This window comes from Actinotignum urematis (assembly GCF_051264595.1).
Taxonomy (GTDB): Bacteria; Actinomycetota; Actinomycetes; order Actinomycetales; family Actinomycetaceae; genus Actinotignum; species Actinotignum timonense_A.
The window spans coordinates 259,764-277,765 of the sequence record NZ_JBOZBG010000001.1; the positions used below are offsets into that span (position 1 = coordinate 259,764).

Annotated in this window: 17 protein-coding genes; 12 read left to right on the forward strand and 5 right to left on the reverse strand. The window is 63.9% G+C overall.

The annotated features are described in order from the left end of the window. Window positions 1-69: 69 nt before the first annotated feature. Complete coding sequence (locus ACRQDJ_RS01140; RefSeq protein ID WP_435717718.1) at window positions 70-831, forward strand: pyroglutamyl-peptidase I; 762 nt, start codon at window positions 70-72, stop codon at window positions 829-831. Window positions 832-841: 10 nt separating this feature from the next. Here the strand turns inward: ACRQDJ_RS01140 and ACRQDJ_RS01145 are convergent, their stop codons facing one another. Further along, window positions 842-1,624, reverse strand: a complete 783-nt coding sequence (locus ACRQDJ_RS01145; RefSeq protein ID WP_284904359.1) for an SDR family oxidoreductase — start codon at window positions 1,622-1,624, stop codon at window positions 842-844. A 146-nt stretch (window positions 1,625-1,770) separates the two neighbouring features. Here ACRQDJ_RS01145 and proC point away from each other — a divergent pair, with 146 nt between their 5' ends. The 11 genes from proC (at window position 1,771) to ACRQDJ_RS01200 (ending at window position 13,522) form a co-directional block, all read left to right on the forward strand. Next, window positions 1,771-2,571 carry a pyrroline-5-carboxylate reductase gene (gene proC, locus ACRQDJ_RS01150; protein ID WP_284904361.1) on the forward strand — a complete coding sequence of 267 codons (801 nt, stop codon included), beginning with the start codon at window positions 1,771-1,773 and terminating at the stop codon, window positions 2,569-2,571. Then, window positions 2,572-2,913 (forward strand): hypothetical protein, encoded by a 342-nt coding sequence (locus ACRQDJ_RS01155; RefSeq protein WP_284904362.1) that lies wholly within the window; start codon window positions 2,572-2,574, stop codon window positions 2,911-2,913. It begins immediately after the preceding gene. A 123-nt stretch (window positions 2,914-3,036) separates the two neighbouring features. Beyond that, window positions 3,037-4,566 carry an ABC transporter substrate-binding protein gene (locus ACRQDJ_RS01160; RefSeq protein WP_284904363.1) on the forward strand — a complete coding sequence of 510 codons (1,530 nt, stop codon included), beginning with the start codon at window positions 3,037-3,039 and terminating at the stop codon, window positions 4,564-4,566. After that, window positions 4,566-5,606 (forward strand): ABC transporter permease, encoded by a 1,041-nt coding sequence (locus tag ACRQDJ_RS01165; RefSeq protein WP_284904364.1) that lies wholly within the window; start codon window positions 4,566-4,568, stop codon window positions 5,604-5,606. Before ACRQDJ_RS01160 ends, ACRQDJ_RS01165 begins: the two co-directional genes overlap by 1 nt. Next, complete coding sequence (locus ACRQDJ_RS01170) at window positions 5,603-6,487, forward strand: ABC transporter permease (RefSeq protein WP_435717719.1); 885 nt, start codon at window positions 5,603-5,605, stop codon at window positions 6,485-6,487. Before ACRQDJ_RS01165 ends, ACRQDJ_RS01170 begins: the two co-directional genes overlap by 4 nt. After that, window positions 6,484-7,335, forward strand: coding sequence for an ABC transporter ATP-binding protein (locus ACRQDJ_RS01175; RefSeq protein ID WP_284897190.1), 852 nt, complete (start codon window positions 6,484-6,486; stop codon window positions 7,333-7,335). The genes ACRQDJ_RS01170 and ACRQDJ_RS01175 overlap by 4 nt, the downstream gene beginning before the upstream one ends. Beyond that, entirely contained in the window at window positions 7,332-8,300 is a 969-nt protein-coding gene (locus tag ACRQDJ_RS01180) for an ABC transporter ATP-binding protein (RefSeq protein ID WP_435717720.1), read from the forward strand. Before ACRQDJ_RS01175 ends, ACRQDJ_RS01180 begins: the two co-directional genes overlap by 4 nt. Next, entirely contained in the window at window positions 8,297-9,355 is a 1,059-nt protein-coding gene (locus tag ACRQDJ_RS01185; protein ID WP_284904370.1) for a metallophosphoesterase, read from the forward strand. Before ACRQDJ_RS01180 ends, ACRQDJ_RS01185 begins: the two co-directional genes overlap by 4 nt. Continuing rightward, complete coding sequence (locus ACRQDJ_RS01190) at window positions 9,355-10,080, forward strand: tyrosine-protein phosphatase (RefSeq protein ID WP_284904373.1); 726 nt, start codon at window positions 9,355-9,357, stop codon at window positions 10,078-10,080. Before ACRQDJ_RS01185 ends, ACRQDJ_RS01190 begins: the two co-directional genes overlap by 1 nt. A 94-nt stretch (window positions 10,081-10,174) precedes the next feature. Continuing rightward, window positions 10,175-12,817: a valine--tRNA ligase gene (gene valS, locus ACRQDJ_RS01195; protein WP_435717721.1), complete on the forward strand. Its 2,643-nt coding sequence runs from the start codon at window positions 10,175-10,177 to the stop codon at window positions 12,815-12,817. Window positions 12,818-12,985: 168 nt separating this feature from the next. Beyond that, entirely contained in the window at window positions 12,986-13,522 is a 537-nt protein-coding gene (locus ACRQDJ_RS01200; RefSeq protein WP_284904377.1) for a hypothetical protein, read from the forward strand. Between the two features lie 71 nt (window positions 13,523-13,593). Here the strand turns inward: ACRQDJ_RS01200 and ACRQDJ_RS01205 are convergent, their stop codons facing one another. Genes ACRQDJ_RS01205 through ACRQDJ_RS01220 form a run of 4 tightly spaced genes read right to left on the reverse strand, consistent with a single transcriptional unit; the run spans window position 13,594 to window position 17,918 of the window. Next, window positions 13,594-14,265, reverse strand: coding sequence for a response regulator transcription factor (locus ACRQDJ_RS01205; protein WP_284904407.1), 672 nt, complete (start codon window positions 14,263-14,265; stop codon window positions 13,594-13,596). Window positions 14,266-14,293: 28 nt separating this feature from the next. Continuing rightward, window positions 14,294-15,712, reverse strand: a complete 1,419-nt coding sequence (locus ACRQDJ_RS01210) for a sensor histidine kinase (protein ID WP_284904379.1) — start codon at window positions 15,710-15,712, stop codon at window positions 14,294-14,296. Next, window positions 15,709-16,935 carry a glycosyltransferase family 2 protein gene (locus ACRQDJ_RS01215; RefSeq protein ID WP_284904381.1) on the reverse strand — a complete coding sequence of 409 codons (1,227 nt, stop codon included), beginning with the start codon at window positions 16,933-16,935 and terminating at the stop codon, window positions 15,709-15,711. The genes ACRQDJ_RS01210 and ACRQDJ_RS01215 overlap by 4 nt, the downstream gene beginning before the upstream one ends. Further along, window positions 16,932-17,918: a hypothetical protein gene (locus tag ACRQDJ_RS01220; protein ID WP_435717722.1), complete on the reverse strand. Its 987-nt coding sequence runs from the start codon at window positions 17,916-17,918 to the stop codon at window positions 16,932-16,934. The genes ACRQDJ_RS01215 and ACRQDJ_RS01220 overlap by 4 nt, the downstream gene beginning before the upstream one ends. Window positions 17,919-18,002: the final 84 nt, after the last annotated feature.

Consider the following 18,002-nt stretch of genomic DNA (forward strand, 5'->3'; position numbering starts at 1 on the left):
CAGGGCCCATCCACAGGCGGAGTTCGGCGCGTGTAGTTATCCACAGGTAGGGGCGCGGTAGGGTGAAGTGTGCGTGTTTTAGTGACTTATTTTGAGCCTTTTGGTGCCGATACCGAAAATGCGAGCCGGGAGGCAGCGCTGCAAGCCATCCCTCATCTTCGAGATATGGATCTTCCTTGCGAGGTGGAGGTCGCGACGGCCATGTTGCCGGTGGTGTTCGCGAGCGCCGGGAAGGTGCTGGCCGAGGCGGTGGAACGTTTTCACCCCGATGCGGTCATTGCCATCGGAGAAGCGGGCGGGCGTAGCGCTATCACCCCGGAGCTCCAAGCTTTTAATGAGAATATCGCCCGAATTCCGGATAATGCGGGAGCTCAACCTGATGGCGAACCCGTGATTCCGGGCGGGCCTGCTATCGCCACGAGCCCCGTGCTGGTGGCGGATATTACTCGCGCTATTAACGGGGCAGGTATCAATGCGGAAACGAGCCGAGATCCGGGGCGCTACCTCTGCAATAACATTGCCTACCGCGTGGTCCAGCTTCCTGTTCCCGGCCTCTTCATTCACGTACCGGCCCTGCGCACCGTCGGAGTGGCCACGGTGGGCGCGGAAACCGACGCACCGTCCGCAGCGGTGTCCCAGCCCGCGCCGCAGCCCGCACCACGGACCAAGACGGCGCACGCCGCACCACTAACCGACACGGCGCACGCCGCACCGTCAGCCGAGACCGCCGCACCGGCGCTCCCCCGGCCTGCCACCACCTTTGATGAGCTCGGCCGCGGGATCGCCGCGGCGATTGCGGAGCTTGCCCGGCAGGTCGCCGAGAAACTGTAACCTCCGGCCACTACTCCCCATCCAGCCCGGAGGAGGGTAGGTCTACCACGTCGCTGCCGGTACGGGCCACCGTCCACGAATTCGCCTGGGCCACGGGGCGGATAACCACCGAATCGATATTGACGTGGGCGGGGCGGGAGAGCATCCATACCACCGTCTCAGCAATATCCTCGGCAAGGAGCGGCTCAGCTACCCCGGCATAAACGTTCTGGGCTGCGGCATCTGATCCGAGTCGATTCTTAGAAAATTCCTCCGTCATCACCATGCCGGGGCGCAGCTCCATGAGCCGTACCGGTTCGCCCACCAGTTCCAGGCGCAGGGTGTCTTTAATCATGCGTTCGGCGTGCTTGGCCGCCGTGTATCCGGCCCCGCCCACGTAGGTTTCCTGCGCCGCAGTAGAGGTCACAAAGAGGATGCTGCCACCGTTCTCCCGCATATGCGGGAGTAGGGCCCGGGTGAGGCGCAGGGTACCCAGTACGTTCACGCGGTACATCCACTCCCAGTCCTCGATTTTTGCGTCCGTCACCTTGTCTTGCCCGCGGGCCCCACCGGCGTTATTGACCAGGGAGTCCACCCCGCCGGCTTCCGCTACGGTGGCGGCGAGCCGTGCGACGTCGCCTTCCTCCGTCAAGTCCGCAACCACGTAACTGCACCCGGTTTGTTCGGCGAGCTGGCGGAGCCGATCTTCGCGCCGTGCGGTGGCGATCACCTCGAATCCAGCCGCGCGCAAGGCGCGGACGCTCGCCGCCCCGATGCCGCTGGACGCTCCGGTTACAAGTACTCGATGTGACATGTCAAACCCTCCGTTCTGCCGGGTGAGAGCCACGCCGGCCATAAAACACCTTTCTTCAGCCTAAAATAAAACGCGGAGAGCATACCCGGTGTTCGCTCAGCGCCGCTGCGGGAGCACCGGGCCTAGCTGGTAGAAAGGAATTGCTCGTGATCGGCTTTATTGGAACCGGACATATGGGCGGGGCCCTGGCGCGCGGGGTGCTTGCCGCGGGCGCGGATCCGGCGTCCGTCGTCGTTTCTGCGAAAGATGTGCAGGCGGCGCGCGACTTCGCGGAGGAAACGGGGGCGCGCCCGGCCACCTCGAATACCGAGCTGGTCACGGCCGTGGGTGACGGAATCGTCGTCGTCGCCGTGAAACCGTACGCGGTTGCGGATGTTCTAGAAGAAATTAACGACGTCGCACGGGAATCTGGCACCGTTATCGTCTCCATCGCGGCGGGCCTTGAGCTTGCCACCCTCGCCCGCCATCTCGCCCCGGGTCAGCCGCTCGTGCGCGCCATGCCGAATGTGGCTGCCAGCGTGCGTGCCTCCATGACGGCGTTGTGCTTCTCGAGTTCCGTCACCCCCGCCCAGCAGGACGCGGTGCGGGAGGTCTTCGCCGCCGTGGGTGCTCATATCACCCTGGAAGAAAAACATTTTTCCGTTTTTTCCGCGCTCGCCGGATGTTCCCCGGCTTTCACTTTTACCTATATTGATGCCCTCAAACGTGCCGCCGTTGCCGATGGGCTCCCGGCCGCGCAGGCGGTGCGCATCGCCGCGCAGGCGGTGGAAGGTGCGGCGCGTCTGGTGCTCGCAAGTGAGCTTTCTCCGGCCGATTTGGCCGATACGGTGCAGTCCCCGGGGGGCACCACCGTGGCCGGTGTGGTGGAATTAGAACGCGCCGGTTTCGGGGCGGCCGTCGTGCGCGGCGTGCAAGCCAGTATCGATAAAGATAGGAATCTCAGCTAAATGAACGGACTGTCAATCCTCGGCTTCGCTGGGATTTTCCTGGTGGTGCTGCTGCTGTGGGGAATTTCCATGCTGCGCGAAGCCCGCTCGCTGCGTTTTATGCGCACCCACGAATGGACCGCGGAAGAAAAAGAACGTATTTTGACGGCCGCGGCGGAGGGAACCGCCACCGCCATGCGCGCCGTGAAGAAAATCCACCCCATCTTGACCGCGCGCCACGCTCGCCTCGTGGTGCACGATCTGGAAAGCGAAGCCGCTGAGGCTCGCCGGCGCGCCAAGCGTGCCAAACCCGGGACCCGCGCGTCCCGCTCTATCCGCGATACTGACGCAAAGGAGAGGTAGCTCGCCTTTTAACTCCACGTTTTCCAACGGTTCACATTGACTCGATAGATACATATATGGCGACGTGTCCGAGCTGAGATGCGCCGAGCCATATTTTGACTTCACTACCTGATGGGAACAGATATGAAGCGTTTTGCGGGCGTCGCCCTGCTCGTTGCCGGACTCGCGCTGTCCGGATGCTCAACCAACCCGCCCTCCGATGCGGCTTCCTCCCCCGCCAGCGGCCCGGCCCCGGTTCAGAATGCGAACCCGGATGCTTCGGTGCACGTTGGTTTTATTTTGGAACCCACCGGCCTGGATCCGACCTCGGTTTCCGGCGCGGCTCTCGATCAGCTTGTTATCGATAATGTTTATGAAGGACTCACCCGCCGCGCCGAAAATGGTGATATTTTGCCGGCTCTGGCCACCTCCTGGGATATTTCCGAGGATGGGCTCAACTACACCTTCCATCTGCGCGAAGGGGTGAAATTCCACGACGGTTCCGATTTTGATGCCGCGGATGTGGTGGCCACCCTGGAAGCTTCTGCTGCTGAGGGGTCGAAGAATCCCGATCATAAGCTCATGCGAACGTTTAAATCAGCGCAGGCTTCCGACCCGCATACCGTCGTCGTCACCCTTTCCGAACCGAATATGAATTTCTTGGACAGCATGTCCACGGACGCCGCCATGATGGTGCCCTCCGATAATACGGTCGATTTGAATAAGGAATCGAACGGCACCGGGCCGTTCACCATCGGTGAGTGGAAGACCGGCTCCACCATTACCCTGGAGCGTAACGATAACTACTGGGGCGATCCGGCCGGCACCAAGGAAGTGGTCTACCACTATTACGCGGACCAGACCGCAGCCGCGAATGCGCTCGCCTCGGGACAAATTGATATTCTCACCACCCAGAACACCGATACGGTGGAGCGTTTCGCCGCCGACCCGGCGATTATTACCTCGCAGGGCACCGAAACCTCGTGGATGACGCTCGGCTTCAACCACTCCAACCCGGCGCTGGCCAATAAGGATGTGCGCACCGCTATCCGCAAGGGCATCGATAAGGACGGCCTCATTACCGCGCTCGGCGGGACTATGGTGCGGGTCGGTTCCATGGTCTCCCCCGGGATGGCCTGGTGGAGCGATTCCCTCAACGAGATTGATTCGTATGATCCCCAAGCCGCCCGCGAGCTGCTCAAAAAGGCCGGTTTTGAGAATCTTTCCCTCAACCTGCGGGTGGCCAATAATTACGATTCGGCCATTTCCGAATATGTGGCTGCCCAGCTCAAGGAGATCGGCATTAATGTGACGATTGATCGGATGGAGTTTTCTAGCTGGCTCGATGAGGTCTACCGCGGGGGAAATTACGATCTGACCATGGTGCTCCACGTGGATCCGTGGACCCTCACCTACTATTCCAACCCCAGCTATTACTGGCATTATGACAGCGCGCAGGCCCAGCAGCTCAATAAGGAAGCGATGACCGCCAGCTCGCTGGAAGAACGCGATAAGAAGCTCGGTGAACTGGCCGCTTTCGTTTCCGAAGATGCTGCCTCGGATTGGCTCTACAGCCCCAAGGCCATTATTTTCTCCCGGGAAGGGGTCTCCGGGTTCCCGACCAACCGGACCGGTTCTCGCTTCTACGCCGCTGATATTCAGGTTGCGCGTTAATGGCTGAACCACTCGCGCTCGCGCAGGTGCCGGGGGTGCATAGCGCCTCCGGCACCGTGGACCGCGAAACGGTGCTCCGCACCACGACGTCGCGCACCGCCCGCATCGTGCTCGCCGCGCTGGGGTGGGCGGTGGCGGCGTTATTCCTCGCCTCCTTCGTTATTTTTTTCGCGCTCCACACCCTGCCCGGTGACCCGGCTGTCATTATCGGGGGCCTGGATGCTACCGATGCGCAAATTGAGGCGATTCGGGCTGAGCACGGCTGGGATCGCCCGCTTATCATCCAGTACCTGAGCTGGTTAGGTGCCGCCCTCACCGGCGATTTCGGCACCTCCCCCTTTTCTTCCCTTTCCGTGACCCACGAGCTCGTCACGAAGCTCCAGGTCACCGTGCCGCTCGCGCTCATGTCCTTGAGTTTGGCGGTTATTTTTGCCCTTCTTATCGGGGTGTATGCCGCGGCTCGTTCCACCACCCTGGCCGGGCGCCTGGTCTCCTGGCTTTCCCAACTGGGTATCGCGGTCCCTACGTTCATCGTGGGGATGCTGCTCGTTATGTACCTGGCGACCCCGCTCCATCTTCCCTCCACCGGGTTCCCGCGTGAGGGATGGGGCGATCCGGGTGCGGCGCTCCGTAGCCTCGTTCTGCCCGCCATTACCCTCGCGATTCCGCAAACGGCGGGACTGGTGCGCTACGTGCGCTCCGCCGTGCTGGAACAGCTCGGCCAGGATTATGTGCGCACCGCCCGCGCCCAGGGGATGAGCCGCCGGCGCGCCCTCCTCACCCAGGCGCTGCGGAACGCCTGGCTTCCGCTCCTCGCCGTTATTGCACTTGACGCCGCGGCCCTCCTCATGGGCACCGTGGTGGTTGAACAGGTCTTCGCCCTTCCCGGCATCGGGCACCATCTGGTTGCTAGCGTATCGACCCGCGATATTGTTACCGTCCAGGGCTTCCTCATGGTGCTCTCCGGGGCGGTTATTCTCCTCATGATGCTCTCCAATGTGGCCTCCCGCCTCCTCGACCCGAGAGTGAGGTTGCGATGAGTACCCCGTCTCCGGCTCTGCGGGCTCTCTCCGCGGCTTCCCCGTGGCGGGCCCGGTTGCGGGCGCTGCTGCGCAATCCGGCCGGCCTCATCGGCACCGTGGTGGTGGCGGCGGTGCTGGCAACGTTCCTGCTGTCCTTTATTTGGGTGCCTTATGATCCCGAAAGCGTGGATGCGCGGGCGTCCTGGGCCCGCCCGAACGGGGCGCATTGGTTCGGTGCCGACCAGCTGGGGCGTGATATTTTCTCCCTCATGGTGCTCGGTTCGCGGGTCGCGGTGCTCACCAGCGTGGGCGGGGCGGCGGTGGCCCTGGTGGTCGGGCTGCTCCTCGCCTCGATTATCGTGTATGCCCCGCGTTGGCTCGGTTCCCTAACGGAGCGGCTCACCGATGTGTGGGTCGCGTTCCCCACCCTCATTATTGCCCTCATTCTCGTCACCGCATTTTCCGGCTCCACCCTCACCTCCACCGTTGCCATCGGGCTGGGTTCTGCCCCGGCGGTCACCCGCACCGTCCTGCCCGAATTGCGCCGTGCCACCGCCTCCGACCACGTGCTCCTGGCGGTGGCCGCGGGGGCGCGTTCCTGGTGGATTCTTTCGCGCCATATTTTCCCGGCGATCACGCCCACGCTGATCGTGCGTGTCACCCAGATCATGGGAACGGCCACGCTGGCGGAAGCGGGGCTGTCCTACCTGGGGCTGGGCACCCCGCCGCCCACGCCGTCCTGGGGGCGGATGCTTTCCACCTACCAGAGTTTCATGTATTCCCACCCGACGGTTATTCTCATTCCGGCCACCGCGATTGTCCTGACGATTATCGGATTTAACCTCTTGGGGGACGGCCTGCGCGACGTACTCGATCCGCGCGGAAGGGAGACACGATGAGCCTTCTTGAGGTACGTGATCTCACCGTGGCTTTCGGTTCCACCGAAGTGGTGCGGGGAGTGTCCTTCACGGTGGAGGCCGGGGAGCGCGTCTGCCTTATTGGGGAATCCGGGTCTGGAAAATCGATGACGGCGATGGCGATCCAGGGGCTCCTCCCCCGGGCGGCGCGCGTGACCGGTTCGATTCGTTTCGAGGGGCGCGAATTGGTGGGTGCTTCGGATGCGGAGTTCCAGAAAATTCGGGGGCGCCGTATCGGCTGTATTTTCCAGGAACCGCATACGGCGCTCAATCCGGTGGTGCGCATTAAGCACCAGTTAGTGGCGGCCTCGCGTATTCATACGGGATTAAAAAAATCGGCGACGACGCAGCGGGCCAGCGAGCTGGCCCGCATGGTCGAGCTCCCTAGCCCCGAGCGTATTATTAACCGCTTCCCCCATGAGCTTTCCGGAGGGCAACGCCAACGCGTGGTTATTGCCATGGCGATGAGTTTGGCCCCCGCCCTCCTGATCGCCGACGAACCGACAACCGCCCTGGATGCCACGGTGCAGGCCCATATTTTGCAGCTCATGGATGATGCCGCCCGCGAGCACGGCACCGCCGTTCTTATGATCACCCACGATATGGCGGTGGCCTACCACACCTCCGAACGCATCCTCGTGCTGCGCCGGGGCGAATTGGTGGAAGAAGGCAGCGCCGAAGATATTTTGCTCCGCCCCGTCCATCCCTACACCCAGGGCCTCGTGGCCGCGGCTCGTGCCACTAGTTTGCAGCGCCCGGCAGGGCGGGGCGGCGATACGCAGGCGGGTGATCCGCGAAGCTCGCTGGTGCCCGGAGGTGACCAATCATGACAAGCACACCGGAAAAAACCTGGGATCCGCGCGAGGCCGCCCTGCGCATAACCTCCCGCGCACCGTTGGAAAAGGACTGGCCCGTTGAAGCCGGGGATGTGCTGTTCAGCTGCCAGAACGTCACTAAATCCTACGGAAGCACCCTGGCTCTGGCACCCACGTCTTTCGACGTACGTGCGGGGCGGTCGCTGGGAATTATTGGCGAATCCGGCTCGGGGAAAACCACGCTTAGCCGCATGATGCTTGGCTTACTTGAGCCGAGCGGCGGATCGATCACCTACCGGGGCCAGGAGGTGCGCTACGGGAAGCTCGGGGTAACCCGGTTGCGCCACGAAGTCCAGCTGGTGCTGCAAGATCCTTTTGCTTCCCTCAATCCGCGTATGACGGTGGGCCGGATTATTGAAGAACCGCTGCGTCTGCTGCGCGTTCCCGGCAAACACCGGGAGATGGTGCGTGATGCGCTGGCCGCCGTGGATCTCAACCCGGAGTGGGGCTCGCGCTATCCGCATGAGCTTTCGGGCGGGCAACGCCAGCGGGTGGCAATTGCACGCGCCGTGGCCTGCCAACCCAAGGTTCTTATTGCCGACGAGCCCGTCTCCGCCCTCGACGTGTCGGTGCGGGCCACCGTCCTCGAGCTTCTCCATGATCTGCGCGCCCGCCTTGATCTCACCCTCATTGTCATCTCTCATGACTTGGGCATTGTCCAGAATCTGTGCGAGGACACCCTGGTGCTGCGCGGGGGCGCCGTCGTCGAATATGCCCCCACGGCGCAGGTACTGGAGCACCCGCGCCACCCCGCCACCCGGGAACTTATTGCGGCGGTGCCGCTGCTGCCCGAAGCGCCACGACCGGAGAATGCCGCGCCGTCCGCCGTGCCCACCGTGCCCACCGTGCCCACCGTACCCGCCACGCCCACCGCGCCCACCGTATCCGCCACACCATCCGAGGGAGACGATGACCTATGAGCCTGCGCATCCTGCACCTGTCCGATACCCATCTTCTAGCCGAGCGCGCCCGCCATTACGGAAAAATTGACACCTCCGGGCTGCTGGAAGCGGCCGTGGCCGGCGCCGGCGAGCTCGCGCCCTGCCACGCCATCGTGGTCTCCGGGGATATTTCCGATGACGGCACCCCCGCGTCCTATACCTTCGCGGCCCGCACCCTTGCCCCGCTCGCGCAACGGTGGGGTGCACCGGTGATTTGGGCCTGCGGGAATCATGACCGGCGTGCGGCGATGCGCGAGGCCCTCGGCCTGCCCGGCGCGCCCCTGGACCCGATTTTTTCCGTCACCGATATCACGGTGGGAGAAGCGCGCTGGCGCTTCGTTGCGGCAGATAGCTCCGTTCCCGGGCGCGGCTTCGGCTACCTCGGCGATCAGATTCACCATATCGAGGATGCCGTGACCAACGCGAACGGTGCGCCCACGGCGGGCGGCGCACCCACGGCGGGCGGGGCGCCGTCACCGGCCGGCGCCGGTGGGTACTTCCGCGGGGCGGGCGATGAGCCGCTCCACTCTGTCCTCGTCCTCCATCACCCGCCGCTGGCGGCCCCCACGGTGCTCCACGGGGCACTGCGCCTCATGGATGCCCCGCGCCTGGCGCAGGGTTTCCAATCCTGGGAGGTGGCGCCCGACCTCGTGCTGGCGGGTCACTACCATCTGGCCGGGCGTGGGCGCGCTGGCGGGGTACCGGTGGTGGTTGGCCCGGCCCTCGCCAATGAAACCACGCTCGGGCGGGGTCCCGAATGGGAAAGCGCGCGAGCCCGTTCGGCTTTTTCGGTGGTGCAGCTAAGCGAGGCCAGTATCCAGCAGGATATTACCTACCTGGATGGTTCCGTGGCGGCACCGTCTGGCGGCATCGAACCGGGCGAGGAAATCTTTGCGTATAGTCCGGAAGAAGTGGTGACTATCGGGAGGCGAGCCGGGCGGCCCGGCTGGAGCCCGAGCGACCCGCTGGCCTGGGACGGCCCGGGTTCCTACCTCCTGGAAAACACGCTTGATACCGGATCGAAAGGACAGTGATGACTTCCCCACGCCTGCCCCTCGGCCTGCATAATCTCCGTTCCTTGGGCGGCACCCCGGTGGCCGGCGGGCATATCCGCGAGCGCGCCCTGCTGCGTTCCTCCGCGGCGTTCCGCCACGATGACAGCCTGGGAGATTTTTTGAGAGCGCAGGGTATTACCGGCGTTATTGATTTGCGCGACGACGCTGAACGCGCCGGCACCACCAATTGGGCAGATTACGGGGTGAGCGTTGCCTCTGTGCCTATTTTCAACAATCAGCTTGCCCACCTGGAGTGGTCTGAACTCGCCGACCTGTATATGCAGATGGCTCGAAATTTCGGTGGGCAATTGGCGCAGGCGGTCACCGCCGCGGCGGAATTATCGGCCGAAGGCGGGGTGCTTATCCACTGCACCGCAGGTAAGGACCGCACCGGGGTGGTCACCGGGCTTATCCTCTCCATCCTCGGGGCGAGCCGCGAAACAATCCTGGCTGATTACCTCACTTCTGCCACGGCGCTGGGCGAAAGCTACCAGGAAGATCTTGCTTTCGTGATGGGGCGCGAATATATCCCGGGGGCCGCCGCGCACCGCGCCGTATACGTGACCGAAGAAGCCTTGAGCGCCGCCACGGTGCGCATTGAAGCGGCCGGCGGGGCGCGCGAGTACCTCCTCGGGCACGGGATTGATCCGGCGGTGTTTGACCTGTTGCGCGCCCACCTGGTGGAACCGGATACCAGCCGCTAACGGCGCCCGGGCACCGCGCGCCGTAGCTGCGCCGTCGCCCCTCTCACGTATGGCGCAGTTTCCCGCAGCGCACGGGGCGTGAAACAATAGCCCCATGACTAGTTTTAACCAAGAGTCCGAACTCCTCGATCACACGGAGGTACCGGACCGTGCCACTCTCGACGGTCTTGAAACTACCTGGAGCGAACGGTGGGAAGAAGAAGGCACCTATGCTTTCGACCGCACCGCTACCCGTTCCGAAGTATTTTCGGTAGATACCCCGCCGCCCACGGTTTCTGGCTCGCTGCATATCGGCCACGTTTTTTCCTACACTCACACCGATACCGTGGCCCGCTACCAGCGCATGCGCGGAAAATCGGTGTTCTACCCGATGGGCTGGGATGATAACGGCCTGCCTACCGAGCGGCGCGTTCAAAACTACTACGGGGTGCGCGGGGATGCGTCCCTCCCCTACGACCCGAATTTCGTGCCCCCGCACCAGGGCGGCGCAAAATCCATTAAGTACGCCGACCAAGTACCCATTTCGCGGCGTAATTTCATCGAGCTGTGCTGGAAGCTGTCCGAAGAGGACGAAAAACAATTTGAAGCCCTGTGGCGCTACCTGGGGCTGTCCGTGGACTGGAAGCAGAATTACCAGACCATCGGAGAGAAGGCCCAGAAGGTAGCCCAAACCGCCTTCCTGCGTAACCTCGCGCGCGGGGAAGCCTACCAGGCGCAGGCCCCGGGCCTGTGGGATATTACCTTCCAAACCGCGGTGGCGCAGGCCGAGCTCGAGGCCCGCGATTATCCGGGTGCCTATCATGCCCTGGCTTTCCACGGTGCGAGCGGCGACGTCGTCATCGAAACCACCCGCCCGGAGCTGCTGCCCGCTTGCGTGGCCCTCATCGCGCACCCTGATGACACCCACTACCAGCATCTTTTCGGGACCACGGTGCGCGTGCCGATTTTCGATATGGAAGTTCCGGTGCTCGCCCACCCCAAGGCGGAAATGGACAAGGGCGCCGGTATCGCCATGTGCTGCACCTTCGGCGATGTCACGGACGTGGAGTGGTGGCGCGAATTGCAGCTGCCGCTACACAATGTGCTTGGTAAGGACGGACGCCTGGTGCGCGATACCCCCGAGTGGATCACCTCGGAGGCCGGGCGCGCCATGTACGCGGATATGGCCGGGAAAACCACCTTCTCCGCCCGTAAGGCACTGGTGGAAAAACTCAAGGAAACCGGGGAAATGATCGGTGATGAGAAGCCGACCATGCGTAAGACCAACTTCTTTGAGAAAGGCGATAAGCCGCTCGAAATTGTTACCTCACGCCAGTGGTACATCCGCAACGGTGGGCGTTCCCACGTGGAAAGCAACGGCAAGGAGCTACGCGATAACCTTATTGAGGCCGGTAACCAGCTGGCTTTCCACCCCGATTTCATGCACGTGCGCTACGACAACTGGGTCAAGGGGCTCAACTCTGACTGGCTTATCTCCCGCCAGCGTTTCTTCGGGGTGCCGATTCCGGTGTGGTACGAGATTTCGGAGAACGGCGAAGTAAAGTACGACGCCGTCATTACCCCGGAGGAATCCAGCCTTCCCGTGGATCCTTCCAGTGACGTGCCAGCCGGCTATACCGAAGATCAGCGCGGCAAGCCGGGCGGCTTCGCCGGGGAAACCGATATTTTGGATACCTGGGCCACGTCGTCACTCTCCCCGCAGATCGCCGGGGGCTGGCTCACCGATGAGGATCTTTTCGAGCGCGTGTATCCCATGGATGTGCGCCCGCAGGGTCAAGACATTATCCGTACCTGGCTCTTCTCCACCGTGGTGCGCGCGCACCTCGAATTCGGGGACCTACCCTGGAAGCACGCCACGATCTCCGGGTGGATTCTGGATCCAGACCACAAGAAGATGTCCAAGTCCAAGGGCAATGTGGTGACCCCTATGGATCTGCTGGTGCGGCACGGTGCGGACGCGGTGCGCTACTGGGCTGCCTCCGCGCGCCTGGGCGTGGACGCCGCCTTCGACGAAAAGCAGATGAAGGTGGGGCGCCGTCTGGCCATGAAGGTGCTCAACGCCTCGAAGTTTGCGCTGGGCATGGGCGGGGAAGGCTCACCGGTCTGCCTGGATGCTTCCCGCGTGACCGAGCCGATTGATCGGGCTCTGCTGGCCGATCTGGCGCGCGTGGTGGAGGAAGCCACCGCCGCTTTTGAGGCTTTTGATCACACCCGTGCTCTGGAAGTGGCCGAAACGGCCTTCTGGACCTTCTGTGATGATTACCTGGAGCTGGTCAAGGATCGCGCCTATTCGGATACGCCGGAGGCGGAGAGCGCCCGGGTGACGCTGGCGATTGCGGTGGATACTTTCCTGCGCTTGCTGGCGCCCTTTATCCCCTATGCCACCGCTGAGGTGTGGAGCTGGTACCGTACCGGTTCGGTGCACCGGGCGCCGTGGCCGGAGGCGGCGCCGCTGCGCGAGGCAGCGGGTTCCGGGAATGCGGAGCTGCTCGAGGTGGCAGGTCAGGCACTCACGGTGCTGCGCGGCGTGAAATCCGCGGCGAAGGTGTCACAGCGCACCAGTTTCGCTCGGGTGGAGCTGCGCGGAAATACCGCACTGCTCGAGGAGGTGCGCGCGGACCTGGTGCGCGCCGCCCACGTGCGCGGGGAGCTCCGCTTCACGCCGGATACGCAGGCCAGCGAGCAGATCACCATCGGTGATTACGAGCTGGACGAGCCGGAGCCGAAGCGGAAGTAGCGTCGCAAGAACAACGGCGCGAAGGCGCAGCGCTCCACATAGCGTGGCGCGCGATTGAGTGAATCCTGGTGGCGGGTCTGCGAAAGCGGGCCCGCCACTTCGCGTACATGAAAAGATTCTCATGATTGTTTCCTGGCCCCGTCATCTCGCTCCGGTGTACTTAGGGACATGACAACTCGTGTGAAACTTCTTGCCGTACTTCTCGGGCTGGCGCTCCTCGGTTTCTTGGGGATGCAGCTTGCCCACGCCGTGAGCGGGAGCGGCACCCAGTCGGTGGGCCCCGCCGTCACCGTCACGGCGCCGTCTTCCCCGTCCGCTGGCGGCACTGGTGCCACTGGTGCCGGCAGCACCGCGTCGGCTTCTGCGCCCACGGAGCGCCCGCCGCTCAACAACGCACAGCGCGCCACCCTGCGCAGTCTTTTGGTTGATGTAGCCGAAAATGCGCACCTGTTCACCGGTGATGCCCCAAATAGTACGACGACGCCGCCCGCGGGCACTGCCCCGTCCCCCGCTAACGTCGCCCCGGCGCCGGCGCCAGTCCCCGCCCCGGCAGCGCCGGCACCCGCGCCGCAGCGAGTGGCACCGGCTCCCGCGCGCCCCGCACCGCCCCAGTACTCCGATAATGACTGGGACGATGATGACGCGGATGACGATGATTGGGATGATAACGACGATGACGACTGGGACGACGAGGACGACGACTAAACCAGTCACACACCCCGGCACTACCGCCTGAGCTAGCAGCACCGTTCCTTCACCCAGAAGGCCGCGCTGCCTTAGCTCAGGCGGTAGCCCATTCCCCGCACCGTTTCGATACGGTCCCGCCCGATTTTCCCGCGCAGATAACGCACGTACACATCCACCACATTGGAACCGGGATCGAAATCGTAACCCCAGACCCGGGAGAGCAGTTGCTCGCGGGATAGCACCTGCCCCGGGTGGCGCATGAAGGTTTCCAGCAGGGTAAATTCGCGGGCGGACAGCTCCACCTGTTTCCCGCCCACGTGGGCGTGGTGGGAGAGTAAATCCAGGATGATACCGCCGTGGGAAAGCTGGGTGGCGGAGCTAGCTGGCGCCGGGGTGGCTGCGGCGTCGCGCAAACGCAAACGGATACGCGCGAGCAGTTCTTCGAAAGAAAAAGGTTTCGCCATGTAATCATCAGCCCCGCCCTCGAGCCCGGCTACGCGGTCCGTCACGGAGGTGCGGGCGGTGAGGAGAATAACCGGGGTGTCCAGGCCCTGCCCGCGCAGGCGCTCGAGCACCGCGAAACCGTCAATATCCGGCAGGCCAATATCCAAAATAATAAGATCGAAAGGAATATGAACAGCCAGGTCCACAGCCTCCCCACCGCTTGATGCGGTGGTGGAAGTGTAGCCGGCTGCTTTCAGGCCCTTCGCAATAAAGCGGGCAATGCGCTCTTCGTCCTCGACGATGAGGATGGTGCTCATCATGCTCCCTTCTCCGGTTGTGAGGCTATCACGAACCCAGGTAAACGCTGGGCAAACTCAAGGTAAATACGGATCCCTCCCCCACCCGTGAGCGCACCGTAACTTCCCCACCGTGGGCCCGGGCGATAGAGCTAACAATCGCGAGCCCGAGCCCGGACCCTTCCGAACGCCCGGTATTACGCCCACGCGCAAAACGCTCCATAATACGTTCGGTATCCTCCGGGGCGATCCCGCACCCGGCGTCTTCCACCGTGAAACTCACCCGCCCCGCTACCACGCTTGAAGAAATCTCCACCGGGGTGCCTTCGTCGGAGTATTTGACCGCGTTCGCCGCCAATTGCAGCACCGCCTGGGTGATGCGCTCCGGGTCCAGGTACGCCTGCCCGCTGGCCACGGCGCCCAGGTTCCAGGCGCGCGGGCCCAGCCCGGTGGCTTTATCGAAGATCCGCTCGGTGAGCGCGGCTATATCAACCTCGCGGGGCACCACAAAATCGGATCGCTCAGCTTTCGCGAGGGTGAGTAAATCTCCAACCAGCGAATTCATGCGGTCGAGTTCTTCGAGGGCGAGGGCGCGAGTATCCGCGGCGTCGCTCGGATCGGTGGCATCCATGAGCTCCAGGTGCCCGCGCACGATCGTGATGGGGGTGCGTAGCTCGTGCCCGACGTCGTCTAAAAGTTGGCGCTGATCGGCATCCATGGTTTCCAGGGAATCGAGCATGGTATTCATCGCCGTTGATAACCGCGCCAGGTCGTCGCGCCCTTCCACCGGGACCCGCCGGGACAAATCCGCATTGGCGGTAATATTTTCGGCCGTGGCGCGCAGTTGCTCCACGGGGCGCAGCAGCTGCCCCACCAGTCGCCACGCGATGGCGACGACGCCGATGACGGCCACCAGGTAGACCACCGCTAGCACCGTCATGAGATTCCAGATACGGGCACTAATGACGTCAAGAAGGTAGACGTGCACGAGCGCGCCGGGCTGCGAGTCGGAAAACTGCACCGGCACCACGATATAGCGGTATTCGCGCTGGGCCCCCGCGTAGGTCCCCATCGTTATCTCAGCACTCCGGGTGAGTGGGAGAAGATGGCGCACCAGTCCGGCATCTTCCTCGGGGCGCACCGGGCTGGTATCGCCGCCCACCCAGGCGACTCGCCCATCCACAATCCCCATTTCCCCTTCGGCTTCGGAGAGGACGGTGCGCGAGAGGTAGGTTTCGATGAGTTGGGATGGCCCGGCAAAGGGCTGCCCGGTTTCCGGATCGACTCCGTTTTCGGCCAGTACCCGAAATTCGTCTGCCACCCGCACCAGGGTGGCATCCACCTGGGCGCGCCACATGCGACTTTCGGTGAGGACGACGGCAACGCCGGTTGCCGCCAGCACAACCGCGACGAGCGCGACCATGGTGGCGGCAATCCGAAAACGAATCGTAATAGGACGTGATGTCACATTGTTTCCCGTTCGACGGCGGCGGGCGGGAGCGGCACGGTGTGCACGCCCGTTCGTTCCAGCTTATTCCATTCACTGGCTTTTCCGCGTATTTCTAGCCAGATCGCGCGCACCGTGGCGGCGCTCATCATCCAGGAGAAGGGGAGCCACAGGGGTAGGGCGGGAAGAAGGCGCAGGTCGCGCCAGGCACGATCCAGGATCAGGGAGAGCACCGTTACGCCCAGCGCCATTACCAGTCCCGCTCCCACCAGTACATTCATCCAGTGCGGGGCCGCACCGCTGAGTGCTGCCACTGCCCACACCGCGAGGGTGGCGACCTGGAGCACCGGGGCAACAACGAGCGAGAAAAGATTGATGGGCAGGTAGGCATCAATGGGGCGCCGCCACGGGGAGGTAAGGCGGGAGCGGTGGATGCGGGCGGTCTGGATGAGGCCGCGTTGCCAGCGCACTCGCTGTTTCCACAGTGCGGGCAGGGTGGCGGGAACTTCGGCCAGCACCAGGGCATGGGGCGCAAATTCCACGTCCCAGCCGGCGAAGTGGATCCGCCAGGTGAGCTCGAGATCCTCCCCCAGGGTATCTTCCCGGAAGCCTCCTACCCGGCGCACCGCATCAGCGCGGAAGGCCCCGGAATTTCCTGCCACGATGGGGAGCATTCCCACCAGTGCCAAGGCACGGCGCGTCATGCCGGTTCCGACGTGGGTCATGAGGGCAAGCAGCGCAGTGAGGGGACCGGTGATATTGACCGGCTGGTCATTCCCGCATACGGCGCCCACCCCGGGGTGGCGGAACCCTGCCAGGAGCTCCGGAATGGTGGTGGGGGTGAAGAGTCCGTCAGCATCCACGAAAATAAGGATCTCCCCGGTGGCCTGGGCAATACCAAGATTCAGGGCGCTGCCTTTCCCGCCGTTCGGCTTGCTGAGGAAGGTGACACGCGGATCACTGGTAAACGGTGCGGCAACGGCGGCGGTGGCATCGGTGGAACCATCATCAACGACGATCACTTCCAGACGGCGCCAGCCAGTGGCGAGGATGGAGCGCAAGCAAGCGCCGAGCACCACTTCCTCGTTGTAGGCCGGGATAATCACCGAGACTTTGGTGTGCGCACCGTAGAGCCGGCGGGGCTGCTGGCGCAGCTCCCCCAAGATGGCAGCCGGGTACATCATCCAGGTCACCGCGGTGAGGATGAGGGTGGGTACGGCAAGAATGAGAAGCAGGGTGGTCATGCCGTCACCTCAACGGTGCTGCGAGCTTCCGAAGCAGGCTCCGTGGGTGCGTAAGCCTCCAGGAGCGCGTCCAGTAATTCGGGAGCGTGGGCGCTATGCGCACCGAAGCGGGCATTGATTTCGATAAGGGCAGGGTGGCCTTGGGTATCGCGGCGGATATCCACATCTGCCGCGCCGCTCAGGCCCACCGCCCGCGCCGCCGCGAGCGCCAGCTCGGCGACGTCCGGGGCTTCCACCCGCCGAACCCCGGTCGCATTTCCGTGCTGTCCGGAGGCCAGACTGGTTTTTTCTAGTACGACGACGGTGGGGCGACGCCGCGCACCGCCCCGCGCGCCGCTTCCTGCACCGTTCACTGCCCCGTCGCGCCGCACGCTTCCCGGGGCGGGCAGGTAGAGCTGCGCGCAGTATTCGGTACCGGGCAGGAAGGCGGAGACCATCTCGGTATCGCGCAGTGGCGTGGCGGGTGGGAATGTTGTTTCCAGGCGCACCCCGCGCCCGCCGCGTGCCACCCGCGGGCGTACCACGTAGGGGAAGCCGAGCCAATAAGCGCCTTCCTCGGTGAGGGTGGGAGCCTCCAAACTGCGGGGCACGGCCAGGCCGCTACTCTCCGCTACCCGATGGGTGAGCCATTTATCGGCAGCAATCGCCACCGCGGCGGTGGGGGCTACCGCGATGCGGGCGCGGTGGAGCAGGGCGGTGCGCAGCGGTGCGAGGACGGAGAGTTCTTCATCCACGGTGGGGATGAGGAGGTCAATCGAGTATTCCTCGCAGATGGCGGCCAGTGCGCTCACAAAATCCGGGGCCGTGGCCGGCGGGCATTGGAGAATCCTGAGGCCATCGGGGTGGGGACGGGGCGCCATATCGACGCCGAGCACTGGAATCCCGCGCTCCCCCAGCTGGGTGAGGAGGGAGGAGCCGGCCGGGCCGCTGGCCCCGGTAACGAGCACGCGCGGGCGGGAACTGAGAGGTGAATGATTCATCATGATGGTCCTTATAGGTAAGAGAGGGAGGGAACGGGGCGAAGGACGGTGCGACGGTGCTCGTGGTGCGTGCGGTGTAGCAGAGCA